Origin of the sequence: Aestuariibaculum lutulentum (assembly GCF_032926325.1) — a bacterium.
Classification (GTDB): Bacteria; Bacteroidota; Bacteroidia; order Flavobacteriales; family Flavobacteriaceae; genus Aestuariibaculum; species Aestuariibaculum lutulentum.
In genome coordinates, this window is the sequence record NZ_CP136709.1 from 929,937 (window position 1) to 948,914 (window position 18,978).

The following is an 18,978-nucleotide window of genomic DNA, read 5'->3' on the forward strand; positions in this document are numbered from 1 at the left end:
TTTTAGTTTAGTTGATTTTAAAAATAAAAGCTGAAGCTGTTTCATATTTCCCGCCCTGTGAAGCCGTAAACAAATAAGTTGGTTTCCCATTTTGAAATAATACTTGCGGACGCTCAGCCCTTCCATAACGATTTAAATGTTTTGGAGCTGGTGGTTGCTGAATATATTTACTTAATTCCTGATAGCCAATTTCAGGTTCAGACCAAACTTTTCCATCTCGAGAACTCATATAAAGTCCCTTATCAATACCATACACACCTAAATCTCGAGCCAGCATATGAAACATATTTCCATCATACCAAGTAAAAGCATCTTCGCATTGTTCATTATTGCCCATAGTATGAAAATCTATAACTGGATTTCCTTCATATTTCTCATAAGGTCCTTCAAGCGATTTAGAAATGGCTAATCCATATTTTCTGTTGCCTCTAATTTTAAACTTAGGATGAATATAGCCTTCCGTATCAAAAGATTTATAATATAGCCAATATTCTCCATTTGGATGTTTAAAAAATGATGGATTGGTAGTACAATGGTCATCCCACTCACCTTCCTTTCCAGGCAACAAAAGCGGTTCATCTGGTCTTTTCCAGGGTCCATAAAGCGAATCGGCAGTAGCCAAACCAATGCGTTGAGTATCTAACTTTCCATTAGAATTCCCCATAAAAAAAAGGGCATACTTACCATCTACAAAATGAACACTAGGGTTATGGCACGTTGTAGCATCCCAAAATCCTTCGCCACGTGGGGCTAAAACCGTACTTACATACGTATACGGCCCTTCTGGTTTATCGGCGACCGCATGTGCAATTTCCGACGCATGTGTCCAGCCGCTCATACTTTTAGCTTTTGGCCATCGAGAAAAAAACACATGAATTTTACCGTCTGGTGCTTCAATAGGGCTGTTGCACCAAACGTAATAATCTTCGAACTCTAAGGCTCTGCCAACCGGAGACAAACGCTTTTCAAAATCTGATAATTTGGGTTCCTGATTCAACCATTTTAAATCATCTCCAAACGCAGTAAGGCAACTTCCTAAAGACGCTAAAATACCTGTCGCTATAAACTCCTTCCTTTTCATTCTATTAACGTATTAAAGTGACACTCATTAACCCAATAACAACATCGTTGGCAACAGCTTTCAATTCTAAGCTTTTTAAAGTCTTAGAATCATCTAAAGGAAAATCTAAAATGGTTCCTGCCCCGCCATCTACTCCATAATCACTAAACCCCTTTATTGGGGTAAAATCTTTAAAATCACTGGTTATATCTCCGGTTTTAAAATACACTCGCGGAGGCTTAGGCGCATCGGTTGTAAAAGCTAATCCATCTACAAAATAATCCTGCTCAATAGGCCACCAATTTTCAGGATTTTTTAAAGGAAGAGTTTCCGAAGTGCCATCGGTATAATTTACAATCACTTCTCCATTTGTAAATCGGCTTTGCATCGGGTTGGTGGTTCCGGCCATCATAAAATAGGCATGAGAAGCTTGTCCGCTAAGCGGAATTTCAATGTGTTTTGGAAAATTATCCCATTGAGACACAAAAGCAATATTGTTAAGTTTTGATTCGGAAGGCGTTTTAAACGGAATATTTTGCGGACTAATAATCGTGTTGTTTTCGCCTGCATTTTTACGCAAACCTGAATCATCAATTTCCGGTTTTATGTACGGATAACACCAATTACCTATACCCTGTGTTGGTAACTGTAACGTAGGCGATGTAGGTCGTGGACTTAAATATTTCTCCTCAAAAACATCAGTCACTTTGCTGTTGAAAACACTCTGTAAATCTATCGTTTCAAAATTGGTGTCTTTAGAAAATTTTTCATCCCAATTCTGGAATCTGGATTCAGTTTCATTCTTAGAAACATTCAAATGAACAGGTTGCCACCAAACGAGGTCGTTTTGTTTTAATTGAACAAATAAAGTTATATTGCCTTCTTCTGATTCAATTTTAAACTTTAACTGATGTTGACTTTTACTCACTTCTGAAATGGCCTGCTGCGGATTAAATATCTGAAGGATTTCTACTGTTTCAGTTTTAAACAATTTAATATCACCCTGCTTTCCTGAGAACTCAAAAACAGGTTGTTCCAAAGTACCTAATTTCCATTTAATTTTTATGTGATAACTTTTTTGGTGCGGACTTTCAATGATTAATTTAGGTGTTCCAATAGCATTTTCATTAAATTTCCAATCAAGCTTCTCTCCATTAATTTCAACATATTCTACACCTGAGTTATAAACATTAACTTCCAAATTCAATTTCATTTCTTTAACAAACTTGGAATCGATTTTAAACTCAGAGACCTCATCTTTTTTCTCAAAATCTATACTGATATCCGGAATTTGTAAAGACGCATTATCCCAAGACTTTGGAAGTCCCGGTTTTATAAACAGGGTATTTTGAATAGCGTCAGGATTTATTCCAAACAAGCCTTCCACTAACGAACGTGCTGCCATACCTATAGGATCAGCAAAATCGCGATATAATTCACCTCGAATAGCATCGTAATACGATAATTGTTGAAATCCACCTGGTGAAGCCCCAAGATACATGCTTTCAATTAAGGCACTTTCCCAAAGCTTATATGCTTCTTCATATCTTCCTCCCTGCCAATATGCTAATGCAGCATGTAAATTTTCCGCCAAAGCCACATTGTTAACAGACCACGTATATGGTTGCCAATTGGTAGTTGAAATCAATTCTAAATCGGTTTGGGGTAAGCCTTCAGCTTTTACGGGAATATGCGGAATTTCAGTATCGATATAACGCAAGGATTGGTAAGACTGAAACTCATTGGCAATACCTTCATCTAAACCATGATAAATGGTCCAGATACCCGGATAATCATGAAGCAATTGATTTCCTAATAAATCTTTATATTCGGCAAAAACGCCCTTTTCAGAAACCCATAACTTTTTATCTATCGCCTGTTTTATATGCTTTGCTTCAGTGATATAAGCGGTTTCATCTTCTCCTAAAAGTTTGGCAATACTCGCCGCCAACAAATTTGCCGAATAATTATAAGCCGATGCATACGTAACGCCGCCGCCCATATATTGCAAAGCATCGCTTGCCCAAATTGTGGCATAGGCATCGTAAAGTCCGTCGCCATCGGCATCAAAATTTCGTTTTTCCCAAGCCAAATGACGCTGAACTACCTGCCACATTTTCCTCATAAAATCTAAATCGCCCGTCCATTGATAACCGCGTAACAACTGATTTATAAACACCGAATTCATATCGTAATGGTGTGCTATGGTATTATTATTTGGTCTACGACTTATATAACCGCGACTGAACATCGCTGTGCCCAATACCTCTTTTTGTCTGGCGAAATTTCTGGAACTATCTAGGACCACAGGACCTGTTTCCGGCTCTAAAACCTGCGAATTTCCATAGCTTTCAAAATGTAATTTCGCTCGATCGTGCCACCCCAACGGATTCGCTACATAAGCACCCCGCCAGGCATTTAAATGCATACGCCAGGCCACTGCGCCGTGCAAATAGGCTGGAGCTTCCCAAATACCGTCAGCTGCAACTGCTAAAGCCCCGCCAAGGGTGTTAATGAATGGATCCGGCGTTTTTAAAATTACTCGCGAACGTAACTGTTCAACTTTATTTAAAGCTTCAATAAAAGCTGTTGCAATTTGTTTTTGGCTTGTTTTGGTTATTACCGAATCATTCTCCAGTTTCCAATATAAAGTATTGCTCTTTTTTAAAGGCATGCGACCAACAATAACCGGTAATTCTTTTACTGAAGATTGCCATAACTCTTTAGGATTTGCGCTTAAATTGGCCTCAACAAGTTTTACTTCTGACTCTGGAAAATAACCTGTAATTGTTCTGTTATTACCCGTTTTCTGCTTGTTGCTTTCAGAACCGTAATGCAATAAAAAAGCATCATCTTTAAATTCATACTGATTATTAATGCAATACTCCGGATGCATATAAAATACATATTCAGGATCGGCTCCTATATCGCCATCACGATGAAACTTTTTTCCAGTTGCTCCTCCAAATGCCCAAACCAATTGTATGCTTTCAGGAATATTTTCAGTTTCAACTTTAAGCAACATGCCTTCATTTTCCGCATGAGCAGCAACTTCTAATTTAATTATTCCATTATGAAGCCATTCATCTCGAACTTCATAAATCATAGTGCCCGGAATATATTTTGAAACAATAAAATCGCTTTCGGTAAGCCACTTACCGGATGTTTCTGAAATAATTCCTAATCTAAAATTACCTCCCATACCTGGCATATACATGGCAAACTCCGGCAAATCGCCTGCCTCTACCCTAAAACCTGTGTTGGTTCCATAGAGGGCCCTGTTAAATTTTCTGGTTCCATTTTTTAAGATGAAATTTTCACCTTCAGGGAGATAGTGAATTTTTCTTGAGGTTGATTGGTAACTACTATTTTCTTGAGCTGATAATTGACTTAATACACCAACAAAAAAACATAAACCAATATGGATTATTTTAGATTTGAATACATTCATTTAATGTCTTACCTGGTTTTGGTTTAGTTGAAATTATTCCTGATTTGCCTGATAAACCGAAGGTGGTAAATCTATGCTTGTCGTATTTTCTAATTCAATATGCGCCCCTCCATCAGCCATAATTTTCACGTTATTAATTGTCCAATTCGAACTGTAACTAATTTTGCCTGCCTTTTGTGCCTGAATAAATACATTATTCAAGGTGATATTATCAATTACTGACTGGTCTAAACCATTAACGTTGATTGCAGTTCCTGCACCCTCAACATGAATATCATTTAAAGTAATATTTCTAAAAGTTGGTATTCCTTTTTCCGGATCTACTTTTTCTAACATTTTTTTCCAGTGCTCTGGTATCGAATCCTTATTGAATCCTTCAGGTAATTTTGAATAGCTGTAATTAGGATTCCAGTTCATACCTACTTGCATAAAGGTACGAACACTATCCATTTTAATATGCTCTAAATAAATATCTTCAACAGTACCACCTCTATTAGTTGCCGACTTAATATTCAATCCATTCTTTGTTCCCAAACCTTTTATGTTGGAAACATATACATGACGGATACTTCCTGAGGTTTCACTACCTAAAGTAAACAATCCGGCTCCTTGTCGGGCAATACAATCTTTAATCACTACATATTCGGTTGGCTTATTAACACGTTGTCCGTCCCAGTCGCGACCTGCTTTTAAACAAAAATTATCATCATTACAATCAATATCACAATTCTGCACTAAAATCCATTTTGACGAATCGATATCAATGCCATCGGTACTTGGGCCATGACCTCCGATATTATTTCTAATTTTCAATCCATCAACGGTAATATATTCAGAATACAACACCTGAACCGTCCAGAATCCGGCGCGTTGTAAATTCAAATCTTTTACAAATACATTTTTAGAATTTTGAACCAATACAGTTCGCGGGCGTTTGGCATCGTAATCGACTATCCATCTTAGCCCTCGGGGTTCGTAATCATTTTTTCTTAAATCCCAGTAGTAATCCCAGAACACTTTTCCTTGTCCATCGATAACACCTTCACCTCCAAGAACAACATTACTCTCATTTTCAATATTGATTAAAGCTGCCGGCCAGACCATTTCAATACCAGCTACACGCGTATCAATTTCTTTGTAATCCTTAATATTTTCGCTTCCTTTTATGATAGCACCTTTTGGTACGATAAAATCTATTCCACTTTTAATAAAAACAGAACCAGATAAGTATTCACCGGGTTTAAACGTTACTATACCTCCACCGGCTTGAGCACAAGCATCAATAGTTTTTTGGATGGCTTGAGTGTTTAGTGTTTCGCCATCATTAATTGCCCCATAATCATTAACATAAAATAGTTCCTTTTTATTCTCAAAAGATGTGGCTCCTACCTTATTTATCCAATCAGGAATAAAGCTTTCTGAAGACGTTAATTCCTTATTTTCAGATGTTTCATTTTGACGACAGGAAATAGTGAAGATGCTTAATAAAATAAGCCCTTTAAGTGTAATGTGGTTCATAGTTTAGTTAAGTTGTGAAACGTAAATATAATCGATTACAAAAAGTTTAGTGTCCTGTACTTACACGAAATTATTCTTGCATATTTTATAACTTATGATTTACTATCTTTTTGAACTTCATAATATATAAACACAAAACCTTGTAAATCCTTAAAAAACCCGGCAGAACACTACTTCAATTATATTTTTATGCTAATTTTGCTATCAACCCTTTCAAACAGAGTTTTAATTTATAGCAATTCATTTTATGTCTCAACAAATTGAAATAAAAATTAATGAATCGTCTCGTGTACCAAAGTACAAGCAAATTGTCGATTCCATTATTAATGATATTTCAAAGGGTAAATTAAAAGTTGGAGAAAAAATCCCTTCTATCAATGAACTTAGTGAATCCTGCTATCTATCTCGCGATACCGTCGAGAAAGCCTATAAACAACTAAAAGAACAAAAGGTTATTATCTCCGTAAAGGGAAAAGGCTATTACACCGCAAAAACAGATTTGATTTCTAAAAAGCAAATCTTCTTCATGATTAACAAACTAAGCTCATACAAAATGATGATATACAATTCTTTTGTAAACAGCCTAGGCATGAACAGTATTGTTACCTTGTCGGTCTACCACTGTGAAGAAACCATCTTTGCTAAAACCCTGGAGCGTAACCTTGGTGCTTACGATTATTATGTGATCATGCCTCACTTTAAAACAGATGATTCTAACCACATTAGTGCTACCAATATGGTTCAGGATGTTTTAAACAAGGTGCCAAAAGACAAGCTTATTATTTTAGACAACAACAAACTGGAAATTAAAGGTAATTACGGCGCCGTTTATCAGGATTTTCAGGAGGATATTTACGAAGCCTTAAAAAAAGGAGTCGATAAATTAAAGAAATACGATAAACTCGTATTGGTATACCCTTCAAAATCGGTGTATCCCTATCCACAACGTATTGTTCATGGCTTTAGAAAATTCTGTTCGAAGTTTAATTTTGATTTTGAGATTTTAAATGAAATTTATGATGATATGGATTTGGATAGTCGAGATACCTACATCATTATTGAAGAGCACGACTTAGTAAATTTAGTACGTCAGGTACGAGCCAAAAATCTAACTTTAGGTGAAGATATAGGCATTATTTCTTACAACGATACGCCGCTTAAAGATCTTTTAGGAATTAATGTGGTTAGCACGCATTTTAAAGCTATGGGAGAGACAGCTGCTTATCTTGTTTTGAATGATAAAAAGGAAAAAGTAAAAAACGTTTTTGAATATATTGAACGAAATTCTGTCTAAAAAGATTCGTTTTCAGAATAGTACATGATGGATCTTTACGATAAGACTAATATTTTAGTCAAAAAATATTTTTAATGATTCACCACAAAACTAACTTACTAAACCTTCTGTTTTTAGTAACAACACTTTATGTTACTGCACAATCTAATCTCAATAAGTCTTTTAACTTCGGAACAAATAGCAAAGCTTTAAACACAATAAACATAACTGAAGCCATTGCTTACGCTGAAACGACTGGTTATGGTTTTGATTTTGACACAGACGAAAATATTAAATTTACTAAGCAAGCTATAACTTCTAAAAGTTCTGTTTACTTTTCGGTAAAACTACCCGAAGGATTTTATAAAATCGATTTGGTTTTAGGCGATAAAAAATGCTCTGAAACTACTGTAAAAGCAGAATCTAGACGATTAATGCTAAAAGAATCCAAAATCAACAAAAAAGACACTATTCATTATTCCTTTATGGTAAATGTAAGAACACCTAAAATAGATGAACATAACTCCATACGCATTAAAGACCGTGATAAAAATCAACTAAACTGGGATGATAAATTAACCTTGGAATTTTCTGGTTCTCCAGCTATTCAAAGTCTAAACATTACTTCTGTCCCTAATATTACGACTATTTTCCTTGCAGGTGATTCTACAGTAACAGATCAGGATGTAGAACCTTGGGCATCATGGGGACAATTTTTCACAAACTACGTTTCTGACCAAGCCGTTATTGCTAACTATGCAGAGTCGGGTTCTACTTTAAGCGGCTTTAAAGGTGTAAAACGTTTAGATAAAATTTTATCTCTTATGAAACCGGGCGATTATCTGTTTATAGAATTTGCACATAACGATGAAAAACAAAAAGGAGAAGGTATTGGTCCATGGCAATCGTATTCCAACTACTTAAAAGAATACATTACCAAAACCCATGAAAAAGGCGGCATTCCTATTTTATGTACACCAACTCAGCGCAGAGCATTCAACACAGATGGGTCTTTAAAAGAAACACATGGCCATTTTCCACATGCCATGCGAAAAGTTGCTAAAAATTTGAACGTTCCTCTTATTGATATTACCAAAATGACAACAGATATGTATGAAGCATGGGGTGATGAATCTTCTAGACATGCTTTTGTGCAGTATCCTGCCAATACTTTTCCGGGGCAATCTAAAAAGTTGCAAGATAATACCCATTTTAATAGTTTTGGCGCTAATGAAATTGCGAAATGTGTGGTTCAGGGCATTAAAGATTTAAACTTAGATTTGGTAAAATTCCTAAGACCTAATATTCCAGAGTATAACCCTAAAACCCCTGACCTGATTAGCAATTGGACTTTGCCGATGAGTACCCGATTTGAGATTGAAAAACCAGATGGCAATTAAATAAAACTAAAATGATCCTGCATTTTAAACATGATACCGCAGGATAGTTCTCATAAATGTATAAAGTACATTTACAAGATGCGTTTTATTTAAAAACGCTAACAAAATATCAACGCCACTAAACAAAATGAGAATAAATACCTTACACAAACTTTTTACTCTATTTGCAATCGCTTTCTGCGGTCACGCACAGGAAACCCAAAAAATCTACCTTTCAGGAACAGATTTTAAACACCCTGTAAAATGGGAGTTTATGTGTACCGATGGGCATAATAGTAACAACTGGACTACTATGAATGTGCCTTCAAACTGGGAACTGGAAGGTTTTGGCGAATACACTTATGGCCGCTGGTATAAAGAACTAGAACAAGACGAACCAAGCAAAGAAGAAGGCTTTTACAAATACACGTTCAGTATTCCTGAAACGTATAAAAATCAGAATATAACTATTGTTTTTGGTGGCGCCATGACCGATACCGAAGTTAAAATTAACGGAACATCGGCTGGAGATATTCACCAAGGTGGGTTTTATGAGTTTAAATACGATATCACGTCACTGGTAAAATATGGTGCAGACAACTTGCTAGAAGTTCATGTGTCTAAACACTCCAGCAATAATTCGGTTAATAACGCAGAACGCAAAACCGACTGGTGGTTATTTGGCGGTATTTACAGACCGGTTTGGTTAGAAGTTTCTCCAAAATCGTATATTGAACACGTTGCTGTTGATGCTAAAATGGATGGTTCGCTTAACGCGGATTTAGATCTTATTAATCTTCCGAAGAACGCTAAAATTGAAGCGTCAATAAGCCCGATTGGAAGTGATGAATCTTTCAAAACCATTTCAATTCCGCTGAAAAATGATAACAACCATCAAACTATTTCAGCAAAGTGGGATAATGTAAAAACGTGGGATCCGGAATCGCCTAACATGTACACCTTAACTTTGGAGTTGAAAGTCAGTGGAAAAACTCTTCATACTTCAAAAACCAAAATCGGTTTCAGAACTTTGGAATTTCTTAAAAAAGACGGTATTTACGTTAATGGCAAAAAGATTATCATGAAGGGCATTAACCGCCATACCATTTGGCCGGAATCTGGCCGAAGCACCGATAAAGCCATTAGCATTTTAGATGTGAACTTAATTAAAGACATGAATATGAATGCCGTTCGCGGGCATTATCCCCCGGACACGCATTTCCTTGAAGTTTGTGATTCGCTTGGTTTATTTGTGTTAAACGAAGTTGCCGGATGGCAAAATGGTTACGATACCAAAACCGGAACGCAACTTATAAAAGAAACTGTTCAGCGCGATGTTAATCATCCTTCTGTAATTATCTGGGATCATGGTAACGAAGGTGGTTGGAACACCGCGATTGATTATGTTTTCCATGAATACGACCCTCAAAAACGTATCGTTATTCACCCTTGGTCTGATTTCGGTGGTTGGGATACACATCACTACCCAACATATTTAACGGGAATGCACCGCTTTAATAATGGTGAAAATGTATTTTTTCCAACCGAATTTATGCATGGTACTTACGACAACGGTATTGGTGCCGGACTGGAAGATTTCTGGACACGCTACAAACAAAGTCCGTTATTCGCAGGAGGTTTCATGTGGGCTATGCTCGATGAAGCCGTTTTACGCACCGACTGGGCAGGAGACCAAAAATTTGATTCTAAAGGAAATTTAGCTGCCGATGGTGTTTTAGGGCCTCACCGAGAAAAAGAAGGGAGTTTCTTTACCGTAAAAGAGGTTTGGTCTCCTATTCAATTTTCACCAAAACAGATTACTCAAAAATTCGACGGTTCTTTCTTGGTGACTAACGATTATATCTACACAAACCTAAACACCTGCAAGTTAGAGTATCGTGTTTTAAAAGTGAATAACAACATTTTATACACCAGTAATAAATCTGAAGTTATAGCTTCAAAACCAATAAACATTGAAAGTATAGCACCAGGAGAAACCAGAACCCTTCATTTTGATTTACCAACAAACTTTTTTGAAGGCGATTGGCTGGAAATTTCAGCAACCGACAAACATGGCCGAGACATTTACACCTGGTCGTGGCCAATTCACAAAGCATCGTATTTAGCCAACAAGCTCATTGTAAAAAATGATATTAAAAAGGAAGCTAAAGCTGAAAAAACAAGCACCGAAATCACTTTATCAAGTAAAGAACTTTCACTGAAACTCGATGCTAAAACCGGACAAATTATCAGTATTAAAAATAAAAAAGGTGATGTGCCATTTAAAAACGGACCAAAACCTATTGGTATGAAAGCTGAAGTTGAAGACGCGTCTATAAATCAAACTAAAGACGCTGCTATTTGTATTTTTAAATATGCCGGCGGAATTGAAACTGCAACCTGGACATTGTTTAACGATGGACGTTTAAAATTAGATTTCATATTCCTTAAAAATGCAGGAAGAAACAGCGGTTTCGATGGTGCTTTTTTTGAAGGAGCTATCGACCAGTTTGGCGTTTCTTTCGATTTTCCTGAAGAAGGTGTTGAAAGTATGAAATGGATGGGTAATGGTCCTTACCACGTTTGGAAAAACCGAATTAAAGGAACCACTATGGGACTTTGGGAGAAAGATTACAACACCACTGTTACAGGTGAAAGTTTTGAAAACCTGGTATATCCCGAATTTAAAGGTTACCATGCGAATTTCATTGGTGGAAACCTTAAAACCAATCATGGTGATTATAAATTCTTTAGTGAAAATGATAAACTCTTTTTCAGATTATTCACACCTGATTTACCAAAACATGCGGTTTCTCAAGTATCCCCGCAACCGAAATTCCCGGCAGGAAACATTTCATTTATGTATGAAATCCCGGGAATGCGTGCTTTTAAACCTCTAGAACAACAGGGACCTGAAAGTCAGCCAACCAATATTAGAATAAAAAGTGGCGACGAAGGGATTCCAATGACTTTATGGTTCGATTTTAGATCCGACAACTAAATAAAACATAATGAAAAAAATTAAGTTATTAACACTATTATGCCTGTGCATCTCACTAACCTCTTGTGCACAGCAAAACAATATAAAACCTACTGTTTATACCGTTGGAGATTCTACAGTAAAAAATGGTCGCGGTGATGGCTCTGGCGGCCTTTGGGGTTGGGGCGATTTTATTGGTCAGTTTTTAGACAGCACTAAAGTTAACGTTGAAAACCATGCCTTAGGAGGAACCAGTAGCCGTACTTTTCAAAATTTAGGTCTTTGGGATTCTGTTCAAAAACAACTGAAACGTGGCGATTATGTGATGATTCAGTTCGGACATAATGATAACGGTCCCGTTAATGACACCATTAGAGCCCGTGGAACTATAAAAGGTATTGGTGATGAAACCGAAGAAATAACCAATATGATTACCGGAGAACATGAAATTGTTCACTCTTACGGCTGGTATATAGAAAAAGTGGTTAAGGAAACGCAAGCTAAAGGAGCTATTCCTATAATCATGTCACCAATTCCAAGAAATGACTGGCATAATGGTAAAGTACCTAGAAACGACAAGTCTTATGGCTTATGGGCAAAACAAATTGCAGAAAAAACAGGAGCTACATTCATTAATTTAAATGAAAAAATGGCTAAAAAGCTTGAAGGTTTTGGCGAAAATAAAGTGACAGGAACTTATTTCTACAAACGCGACCATACCCATCCTTCGGCAAGAGGAGCCGCCATGGCAGCTTCCATCATTATTAATGAATTAAAACAAACCGATAATTCCATCAAAAATTATATCCTTAGTGATGTTAAGGTTGTTCTTCCAAAAAAGAAAAACATCTTCTTAATTGGAGATTCTACTATGGCAAGCAGCAGCAACCCGAATACCATTGGTTGGGGCGTGCCTTTTCTGCAATTTTGCGATACAACGCAAGTCAATGTGATTAACAAAGCGCGTGGCGGACGAAGCACAAGAACGTTTATTTACGAAGGTCTATGGGATTCTGCAAAAAGTGAATTTCAGGAAGGTGATTATGTTGTTATTCAATTTGGACATAATGATGCCGGAAATATTGATAAAAAGAAATTTAGAGGGTCTTTAAAAGGTATTGGAGACGAAACACAGGAAGTAATGCGAGACAGCACCGGACTTGAAACCGTACATACCTACGGTTGGTATTTAAAAAAGATGATTAAAGACACCCGGGAAAAAGGTGCGAAACCAATTATTTTAAGCCTAACACCACGTAACGAATGGCCAAACGGTAAAGCTGAAAGGCGTACCGATAGCTATGTAAAATGGGCTAAAGAAGTTGCTGAAGCTGAACATGTACCGTTTTTCGATTTAAATGATATTGTAGCCACAAAATACGAAGCTTTAGGAAAAGGGTATGTAAAAACTTTTTTCCCTCAAGACCATACTCACACTAATTTGGAAGGCGCTACATTTACAGCTAAAACCGTAGCTGAACTCTTTAAAAAATCTAGAACCCTTGGATTAAGAAGTTATATTTATTTTGAATAATCTATTTTAATTTCACAAGTAATAAAAATGCTTCGATTATATCGGAGCATTTTATTTTATATACTTTTCAACCTCCCTGATTGACATAATTACCATTCCTAAATTCATATTAAAACATGCGCCTCCAACCCCATAATTGATAATAAATTGCATGTGATTATCATCTAAAAACGATATTCCGAATTCGTTTAATTTAAAATACCGAAAATTAATTTGCTCTAAACAACTCTTAAGCTCGAAAATTTCAGAATCTGCTTGAAATTCAGTTTTAAGTTTATCATTTAATAACTGTTCTAATTCCAGACTATTTTCATTAAAAAAACTCAAATTATTAACTCTCAAAGTATCTTTCTTATCAATCCTAAACAATTCATATTGATAAGAATAACGACCTTTATAATCAGGCTCTCCAATTGATTTAAACAGATGATTGCGAAATTTACATATCCTTACAATTACAGAATCTAAACTATTATCATTTTCCTCCATCTTTTCAAAACATTCAATCTTGAAAGAGTCACTCTGAGCATAAATATTACTCAAACAAAAAAGAAATAAAAAATAGAATAAATACTTCATTTTTTAATTACGGAATTACAGATTGTATAGTTACATGTCCTGTTTTCAATCCCTTACCACTCACTTTTAACTTAATATCTCCAGCTTCTTTCGTGGTTTGCACAAGTACTACTAATTTACCACTAAACAGCTTCATTGTAGGTAAATGGAATAACTCTAGCGAAGTGGCATCACCATTACAAGCGGCGTGATAAGTTCCTTTTCCTGATACTTTAAATTCTAATTGATTAGTAGCTGTAGGGCAAGGAATTCCGTTTTTATCAACTACAGAAACTCTAACAAAAGCTAAATCTTCACCATTAGCTTTTATCTTTTGTTCTTCTGGTTCCAGAACTATTTTATAAGCAGTTCCTGCTGTATGAATCTCCTTTTCTTCAGATAGATTTCCATGATCATCGAAAGCCACAACTTTAAGTGTTCCTGGTTCATAATTAACATCCATCCACATTAAACGGTAACGGTTTTGAGGGGTTTCATTATTTTTTTTCTGAATCCCCATGCTTTTTCCGTTTACAAATAATTCGGCGCTGTTATAACTCGTGTACACAAATACCGGAGTGGTTTCGCCTTCGCGTCCTTCCCAGTTCCAGTGGGGTAAAACATGAAGGGTTTCATCTTCTGTATTCCATCGGCTACGGTATAAATAAAAACGGTCTTTAGGTAGTCCTGCCAAATCATTAATTCCGAAATACGAACTTCGCGACGGCCATTTATCATCGTAAGGTGTTGGCTCTCCTAAATAATCAAAACCTGTCCAAACAAACTCCCCGATGACCCAGGGTTTATCATCCTGAAGCACAAAATCGTCATCCGGAACATTAGACCAGCTACAGTATTCTAAATCGTAAGATGAACATTGAAAATCGTTGTATTGTTTCATGCTTGCCTTTTCAACCGGAAACTTATAAACCCCTCTTGAACTCACAGTTGAAGCCGTTTCAGACCCCAAAATAAATCCTTGTGGAAACATCTCAAAAGCTTCTTCATACAAATGCAGACGATAGTTTAATCCTGGCACATCCAACAAAGCTCCAAAACCAGATTTCATGGTTTGTGCAACGCGATCCATACCAACGGTTACCGGACGTGTAGGATCTTCGCGATGAAAAATATCCTGTAAGCGCTTCGCGCGTTTTACACCTTCGGCACCAAACTGATCAGGTACTTCGTTTCCTGAACTCCACATCACAATACACGGATGATTACGCGTGGCATGAATCAAGTTTACTAAATCCTTCTCCACATCAGCTTCAAAAAACTGATGATAGCCATTTTTCACTTTTGCTTTAGCCCATTCGTCAAAACTTTCAGCTAAAAACATAAAGCCCATTTCATCACATAATTCCAATTGTTCCAGCGACGGCATATTATGCGAACTTCTAATGGCATCAACCCCCATATCTTTTAAAATACGAAGTTGTCTTCGCAAAGCTGATCTATTTATTGCTGCTCCAAGAGGGCCTAAATCATGATGCAGACAAACACCCTTAAACTTTCGGACTTTACCATTTAAACTAAAGCCTTTATTCGCTTCGTAAGCCATGGTTCGAATACCAAATTTAGTCGACACCTCATCGATTAACTTTTCATCCTTATACAACTTTAAAACAGCCGTGTACAAATATGGTGACTCCGGACTCCATAATTTAGGATTGCTTACCGGAATGTTTTGTTCAAATTGATTATCAAACAAAGTGATTGTTTGATTTGAAACCACCTGATTTCCATCGGCATCAAAAACAGTCGTCACTAACTTTAAATCGCTTCCTGTTACATTGGTTTTCACATTTACTTTAGCAACATCTTCAAAAACCAAAGGTGTCGTGATAAACGTTCCCCAATGATTGATGCTTTCTTTATTTTTTACAATCAGTTGTACTTTTCTGTACAATCCAGCTCCTGGATACCACCGGGAAGATTCACCCTGATTTGATAAATGCACGGCTAAAACATTATCTTCTTCAAGAACATCTGTGATATCGAAATAAAAATAATTATAGCCATAATTCCACTCACCTACTTTCTTGCCGTTCACATAAACTTTAGGCTGACTCATAGCTCCATCAAAAGTTAATAATACTTTTTGATTTTCATTAACATCGGAAAGTTTGAATGTTTTGCGATACCAGCCATCACCTATATACGGTAAAGCTCCTGTGCGACCGGTTTTTTCTGTTGGTATTTTTTCTCCGTTTTGTTCAATAGCAACAGTTTGCTTATCGATTTCCTTATCAAACGGACCGTAAATTGCCCAGTCGTGCGGAACATTTACCGTTTCCCATTTCGTATCGTCGAAGCCTTTTTGAGAAGCTGCTTGAATATTTCCTTTAGAGAATTTCCAGTCTTCTTTTAAATCTATTACCTTTCTATTTTGACCGGAAAATTGAAGTGTAAATAAAGTAACGAATGAAAAAATGAAATATGAGAAACGCATGAGAAATTATTTAAAACTACTAATCTAAATGAAAAACTTCTTTTAATGCTATGGCTACCGGAGAATTATCAGGATTTGTATCCATTATGTCCGCCATATATGCCCACCACTTTTTTACAATAGGGTGATTAGGTAACAAATCGTGATCGAAATCTTCACTAATTTTTTGAACCGCAAAAAGGGTTAAGGTTTCTTCATCTAAAAAAATACTGTAATCCTCAATTCCTGTCTCTGAAAGTAACTCTGAAAGTTCCGGCCAAATCTCATCATGACGCTTTTTATATTCGGCTTCAAAACCCGGTTTCAATTTCATTTTGAAGGCATTTCTAATGGTTTTTTTCATTTTAATTGACTATCTAATATTTAAATTAATCTGAACAGGTTGATTACGATTGCAAACAATTTCACCATCTACATATTTTAATTCAGCCACTTGAATAGAAGTCCGTCTGGTGTTATACGAGTCTTTTCCTTTATTTTCAGGCGTACGACCGGGATGGGTAAAATAAAACACATACGCCTTATCGCCACTCACCACAATATCGGGGTGTCCTCCTATAACTTTATCATCTGCTCCGGTTCCCGGAACTTGTAAAATATTATTTTTTTGGCGGTTCCATTGCTCAAAATCATCAGACCAATACACACCCAGACCACGCCAGGCATCATTAACCATCCAGTTTTTGTCTTTCCAACGGAAAACATTTGGCCCTTCTCCCCGATCTTTAACAACTTTTTTACCGCTGTCTACCCAATGGTATAAATCGTCACTATCGGCATAATAAATCGATTTTCCATCATTCTCATTATTATAATACATACGCCAGGTCCCGTTTGGCAATTGAAAAACATCGGCATCGATGCAACGTTCGGAAGCCAGTTCCAACTTAGACTGAAATGCCCAGTCTACCATGTTTTGACTAGTTAAATGCACAATGTAACGCGGATGATACCAGCCTTCAAAAATACCCGGAACAATGGTTAAATACATGTGATAAACGCCATCATGCTCTAAAACATCGGGTGCCCAATGGGTCACGTTTTCAATGTCGTAATCGATATTGCAAGTACCTTTGTACGTCCAGTGGGCACCATCTTTAGATTCGGCTATACCAATTTTAGTACCGTGTACCCAAGCCACGCCGCTTAGCGTTGAATCTTTTGCACGACGATTGGTATAATACATGTACCAAACTTTATCATTTTCATTCCATAAAATAGAAGGATCGGCTGCACCATCAAAAACCGGGTCTCGATATAAGGGTTTATCGGCGATGTTGGTTTGATTTGTTTTCGCTTTTTGAGTTCTACATGCTGAAAAAAGAATTAACAATAGAATGAAGTAAAGTAATTTGAATTTCATGAATAAGAATCTATTTTAGTTCGACGTTTACCGTCTTGTCGTCTTTTTTAAACTGGTTTTGAAGCAACTCTTTCATCGTTTCAGCAATTTCATTTTCCTCATCTATCAAATTATGTTTTTCTTCAGGGTCAGTTTCAATATTATAAAGTTGATATATAGCCGGTGAACCATCTTTATGACGATTTCTAATCATTTTCCAAGGCTTATGAATTAAACTTTCCTGAATATGACCTCGTACATAAATATCGTGAATAGTTTCAACTTCACTATTTTCAATAGACGGCCAAACATTTTTACCTTCTACATACTGTGGAATGTCTTCTCCTATCATACTTAAAACTGTTGGCATAACATCACTAATCGCTATATAATTTGAATTCTCTTCAGGCTGTAACTTCCCTTTAAAACAAGCTATCGCAGGTACACGAATGGCGCCTTCGTAATTTGAAGTTTTCCAATCACGCAATGGGAAATTGCTTCCTAAAACATCGTTGCCTTTATTAAACTTTCCGTCATACTGAAAGGTTGGATACCAGTTTTCCATAGCGCCGTTATCACTTATAAAAAGCACCAATGTATTTTCTTCCAGATGTTGTACTTTTAAGGTTTCCAGAACCTTCCCAATGGCATCATCCATATGTGTCATGGCAGCAGCAAAGTCCACGCGACTACTATCTTTTATGGTTTTGTAATAAGGTTGCTTCCATTTTTCTTCTTCCTGTAAGGGAAAATGCGGTGCACTATAAGCCAATTGTATGTAGAAATTCTTAGCTGTATCTCGTTTTTTGGTCAACCACTCGATGGCTTCTTTAGTCACTAAATCGGTGGTGTGACCTTCTTCTTCAATCATTTTATCGTTTCGATACCAACTGGCATCTCCGTTTTTATAACGGTGTGTGTATTGATCGATTTGCCCATGTAAAAACCCATAAGAATAATCGAAACCAAAAGCATTTGGTCCGTTAGAAATATCTAAACCTAAATGCCATTTTCCGAATAGAGCATTCTGATAATTTTTCCTTTTTAAAGCCTGAGGTAAAGTCGTAATCGAATCGGGCAGGGTTTTATTGCTTTTGCCGCTAATAGGAGCAACAATACCAATACGACTGGAAGGCATTCCTGTTAACAACGATACGCGTGATGGCGAACAGGTTGGGTTGGCATAAAATCTGTTAAGTTTTACTCCTTTATTAGCCAAACTATCAATATTAGGTGTATGGATTTCAGAGCCGTTATACCCGACGTCGTTCCACCCAGCATCATCGGCGATAATGACTAAAATGTTAAGTCCTTTATCCGTTTTCTCTATAATCTCCTTTTGATCTGATTTGTTTTTACAAGAGGTAAACAAAAGAAAAGCGCAACTCAGTAAGGCAAATGGTAATAACCTAATACTCATGAATATTA

12 protein-coding genes are annotated in these 18,978 nt (G+C 36.6%); 4 read left to right on the top strand and 8 right to left on the bottom strand.

What is annotated here, in order from left to right; all coding sequences use genetic code 11:
- Positions 1-7: 7 nt before the first annotated feature.
- The 3 genes from R1X58_RS03910 to R1X58_RS03920 are packed head-to-tail and all read right to left on the bottom strand — an operon-like array spanning position 8 to position 6,029.
- Positions 8-1,081, bottom strand: a complete 1,074-nt coding sequence (locus R1X58_RS03910) for a glycoside hydrolase family protein (protein ID WP_240572049.1) — start codon at positions 1,079-1,081, stop codon at positions 8-10.
- A gap of 4 nt (positions 1,082-1,085) precedes the next feature.
- A complete protein-coding gene (locus R1X58_RS03915) occupies positions 1,086-4,511 on the bottom strand; it encodes a DUF4450 domain-containing protein (RefSeq protein WP_240572050.1) in 3,426 nt (1,141 codons plus the stop codon).
- 33 nt (positions 4,512-4,544) lie between these two features.
- Complete coding sequence (locus R1X58_RS03920) at positions 4,545-6,029, bottom strand: glycoside hydrolase family 28 protein (protein WP_240572051.1); 1,485 nt, start codon at positions 6,027-6,029, stop codon at positions 4,545-4,547.
- 247 nt (positions 6,030-6,276) lie between these two features.
- Between R1X58_RS03920 and R1X58_RS03925 the strand changes: the two genes are divergently transcribed.
- The 4 genes from R1X58_RS03925 (at position 6,277) to R1X58_RS03940 (ending at position 13,195) form a co-directional block, all read left to right on the top strand.
- The gene (locus tag R1X58_RS03925; RefSeq protein ID WP_240572052.1) at positions 6,277-7,323 is read left to right on the top strand and encodes a GntR family transcriptional regulator; all 1,047 of its coding nucleotides are present in this window, start codon (positions 6,277-6,279) and stop codon (positions 7,321-7,323) included.
- Between the two features lie 74 nt (positions 7,324-7,397).
- Positions 7,398-8,702, top strand: coding sequence for a rhamnogalacturonan acetylesterase (locus tag R1X58_RS03930; RefSeq protein WP_240572053.1), 1,305 nt, complete (start codon positions 7,398-7,400; stop codon positions 8,700-8,702).
- A 127-nt stretch (positions 8,703-8,829) separates the two neighbouring features.
- Positions 8,830-11,682 (top strand): glycoside hydrolase family 2 protein, encoded by a 2,853-nt coding sequence (locus R1X58_RS03935; RefSeq protein WP_240572054.1) that lies wholly within the window; start codon positions 8,830-8,832, stop codon positions 11,680-11,682.
- Between the two features lie 10 nt (positions 11,683-11,692).
- The gene (locus R1X58_RS03940) at positions 11,693-13,195 is read left to right on the top strand and encodes a rhamnogalacturonan acetylesterase (protein ID WP_240572055.1); all 1,503 of its coding nucleotides are present in this window, start codon (positions 11,693-11,695) and stop codon (positions 13,193-13,195) included.
- Between the two features lie 51 nt (positions 13,196-13,246).
- Here the strand turns inward: R1X58_RS03940 and R1X58_RS03945 are convergent, their stop codons facing one another.
- From R1X58_RS03945 to R1X58_RS03965, 5 genes are read right to left on the bottom strand one after another with little or no spacing between them, the layout of a single operon-like run.
- Positions 13,247-13,774 (bottom strand): hypothetical protein, encoded by a 528-nt coding sequence (locus R1X58_RS03945; RefSeq protein ID WP_240572056.1) that lies wholly within the window; start codon positions 13,772-13,774, stop codon positions 13,247-13,249.
- A gap of 7 nt (positions 13,775-13,781) precedes the next feature.
- Complete coding sequence (locus tag R1X58_RS03950; protein WP_240572057.1) at positions 13,782-16,208, bottom strand: DUF4982 domain-containing protein; 2,427 nt, start codon at positions 16,206-16,208, stop codon at positions 13,782-13,784.
- 19 nt (positions 16,209-16,227) lie between these two features.
- Positions 16,228-16,551, bottom strand: a complete 324-nt coding sequence (gene rhaM / locus R1X58_RS03955; protein WP_240572058.1) for an L-rhamnose mutarotase — start codon at positions 16,549-16,551, stop codon at positions 16,228-16,230.
- Positions 16,552-16,560: 9 nt separating this feature from the next.
- On the bottom strand, positions 16,561-17,571 hold the full coding sequence (locus R1X58_RS03960) for a family 43 glycosylhydrolase (RefSeq protein WP_240572059.1): 1,011 nt from the start codon (positions 17,569-17,571) through the stop codon (positions 16,561-16,563).
- Positions 17,572-17,581: 10 nt separating this feature from the next.
- Positions 17,582-18,970, bottom strand: a complete 1,389-nt coding sequence (locus tag R1X58_RS03965) for a sulfatase-like hydrolase/transferase (RefSeq protein WP_240572060.1) — start codon at positions 18,968-18,970, stop codon at positions 17,582-17,584.
- Positions 18,971-18,978 lie beyond the last annotated feature (8 nt).

Bases quoted from the DNA above. Each gene is read 5' to 3' on its own strand.
- R1X58_RS03910 (WP_240572049.1), bottom strand. From the start codon at position 1,081: ATGAAAAGGAAGGAGTTTATAGCGACAGGTATTTTAGCGTCTTTAGGA.
- R1X58_RS03915 (WP_240572050.1), bottom strand. From the start codon at position 4,511: ATGAATGTATTCAAATCTAAAATAATCCATATTGGTTTATGTTTTTTT.
- R1X58_RS03920 (WP_240572051.1), bottom strand. From the start codon at position 6,029: ATGAACCACATTACACTTAAAGGGCTTATTTTATTAAGCATCTTCACT.
- R1X58_RS03925 (WP_240572052.1), top strand. From the start codon at position 6,277: ATGTCTCAACAAATTGAAATAAAAATTAATGAATCGTCTCGTGTACCA.
- R1X58_RS03930 (WP_240572053.1), top strand. From the start codon at position 7,398: ATGATTCACCACAAAACTAACTTACTAAACCTTCTGTTTTTAGTAACA.
- R1X58_RS03935 (WP_240572054.1), top strand. From the start codon at position 8,830: ATGAGAATAAATACCTTACACAAACTTTTTACTCTATTTGCAATCGCT.
- R1X58_RS03940 (WP_240572055.1), top strand. From the start codon at position 11,693: ATGAAAAAAATTAAGTTATTAACACTATTATGCCTGTGCATCTCACTA.
- R1X58_RS03945 (WP_240572056.1), bottom strand. From the start codon at position 13,774: ATGAAGTATTTATTCTATTTTTTATTTCTTTTTTGTTTGAGTAATATT.
- R1X58_RS03950 (WP_240572057.1), bottom strand. From the start codon at position 16,208: ATGCGTTTCTCATATTTCATTTTTTCATTCGTTACTTTATTTACACTT.
- rhaM (WP_240572058.1), bottom strand. From the start codon at position 16,551: ATGAAAAAAACCATTAGAAATGCCTTCAAAATGAAATTGAAACCGGGT.
- R1X58_RS03960 (WP_240572059.1), bottom strand. From the start codon at position 17,571: ATGAAATTCAAATTACTTTACTTCATTCTATTGTTAATTCTTTTTTCA.
- R1X58_RS03965 (WP_240572060.1), bottom strand. From the start codon at position 18,970: ATGAGTATTAGGTTATTACCATTTGCCTTACTGAGTTGCGCTTTTCTT.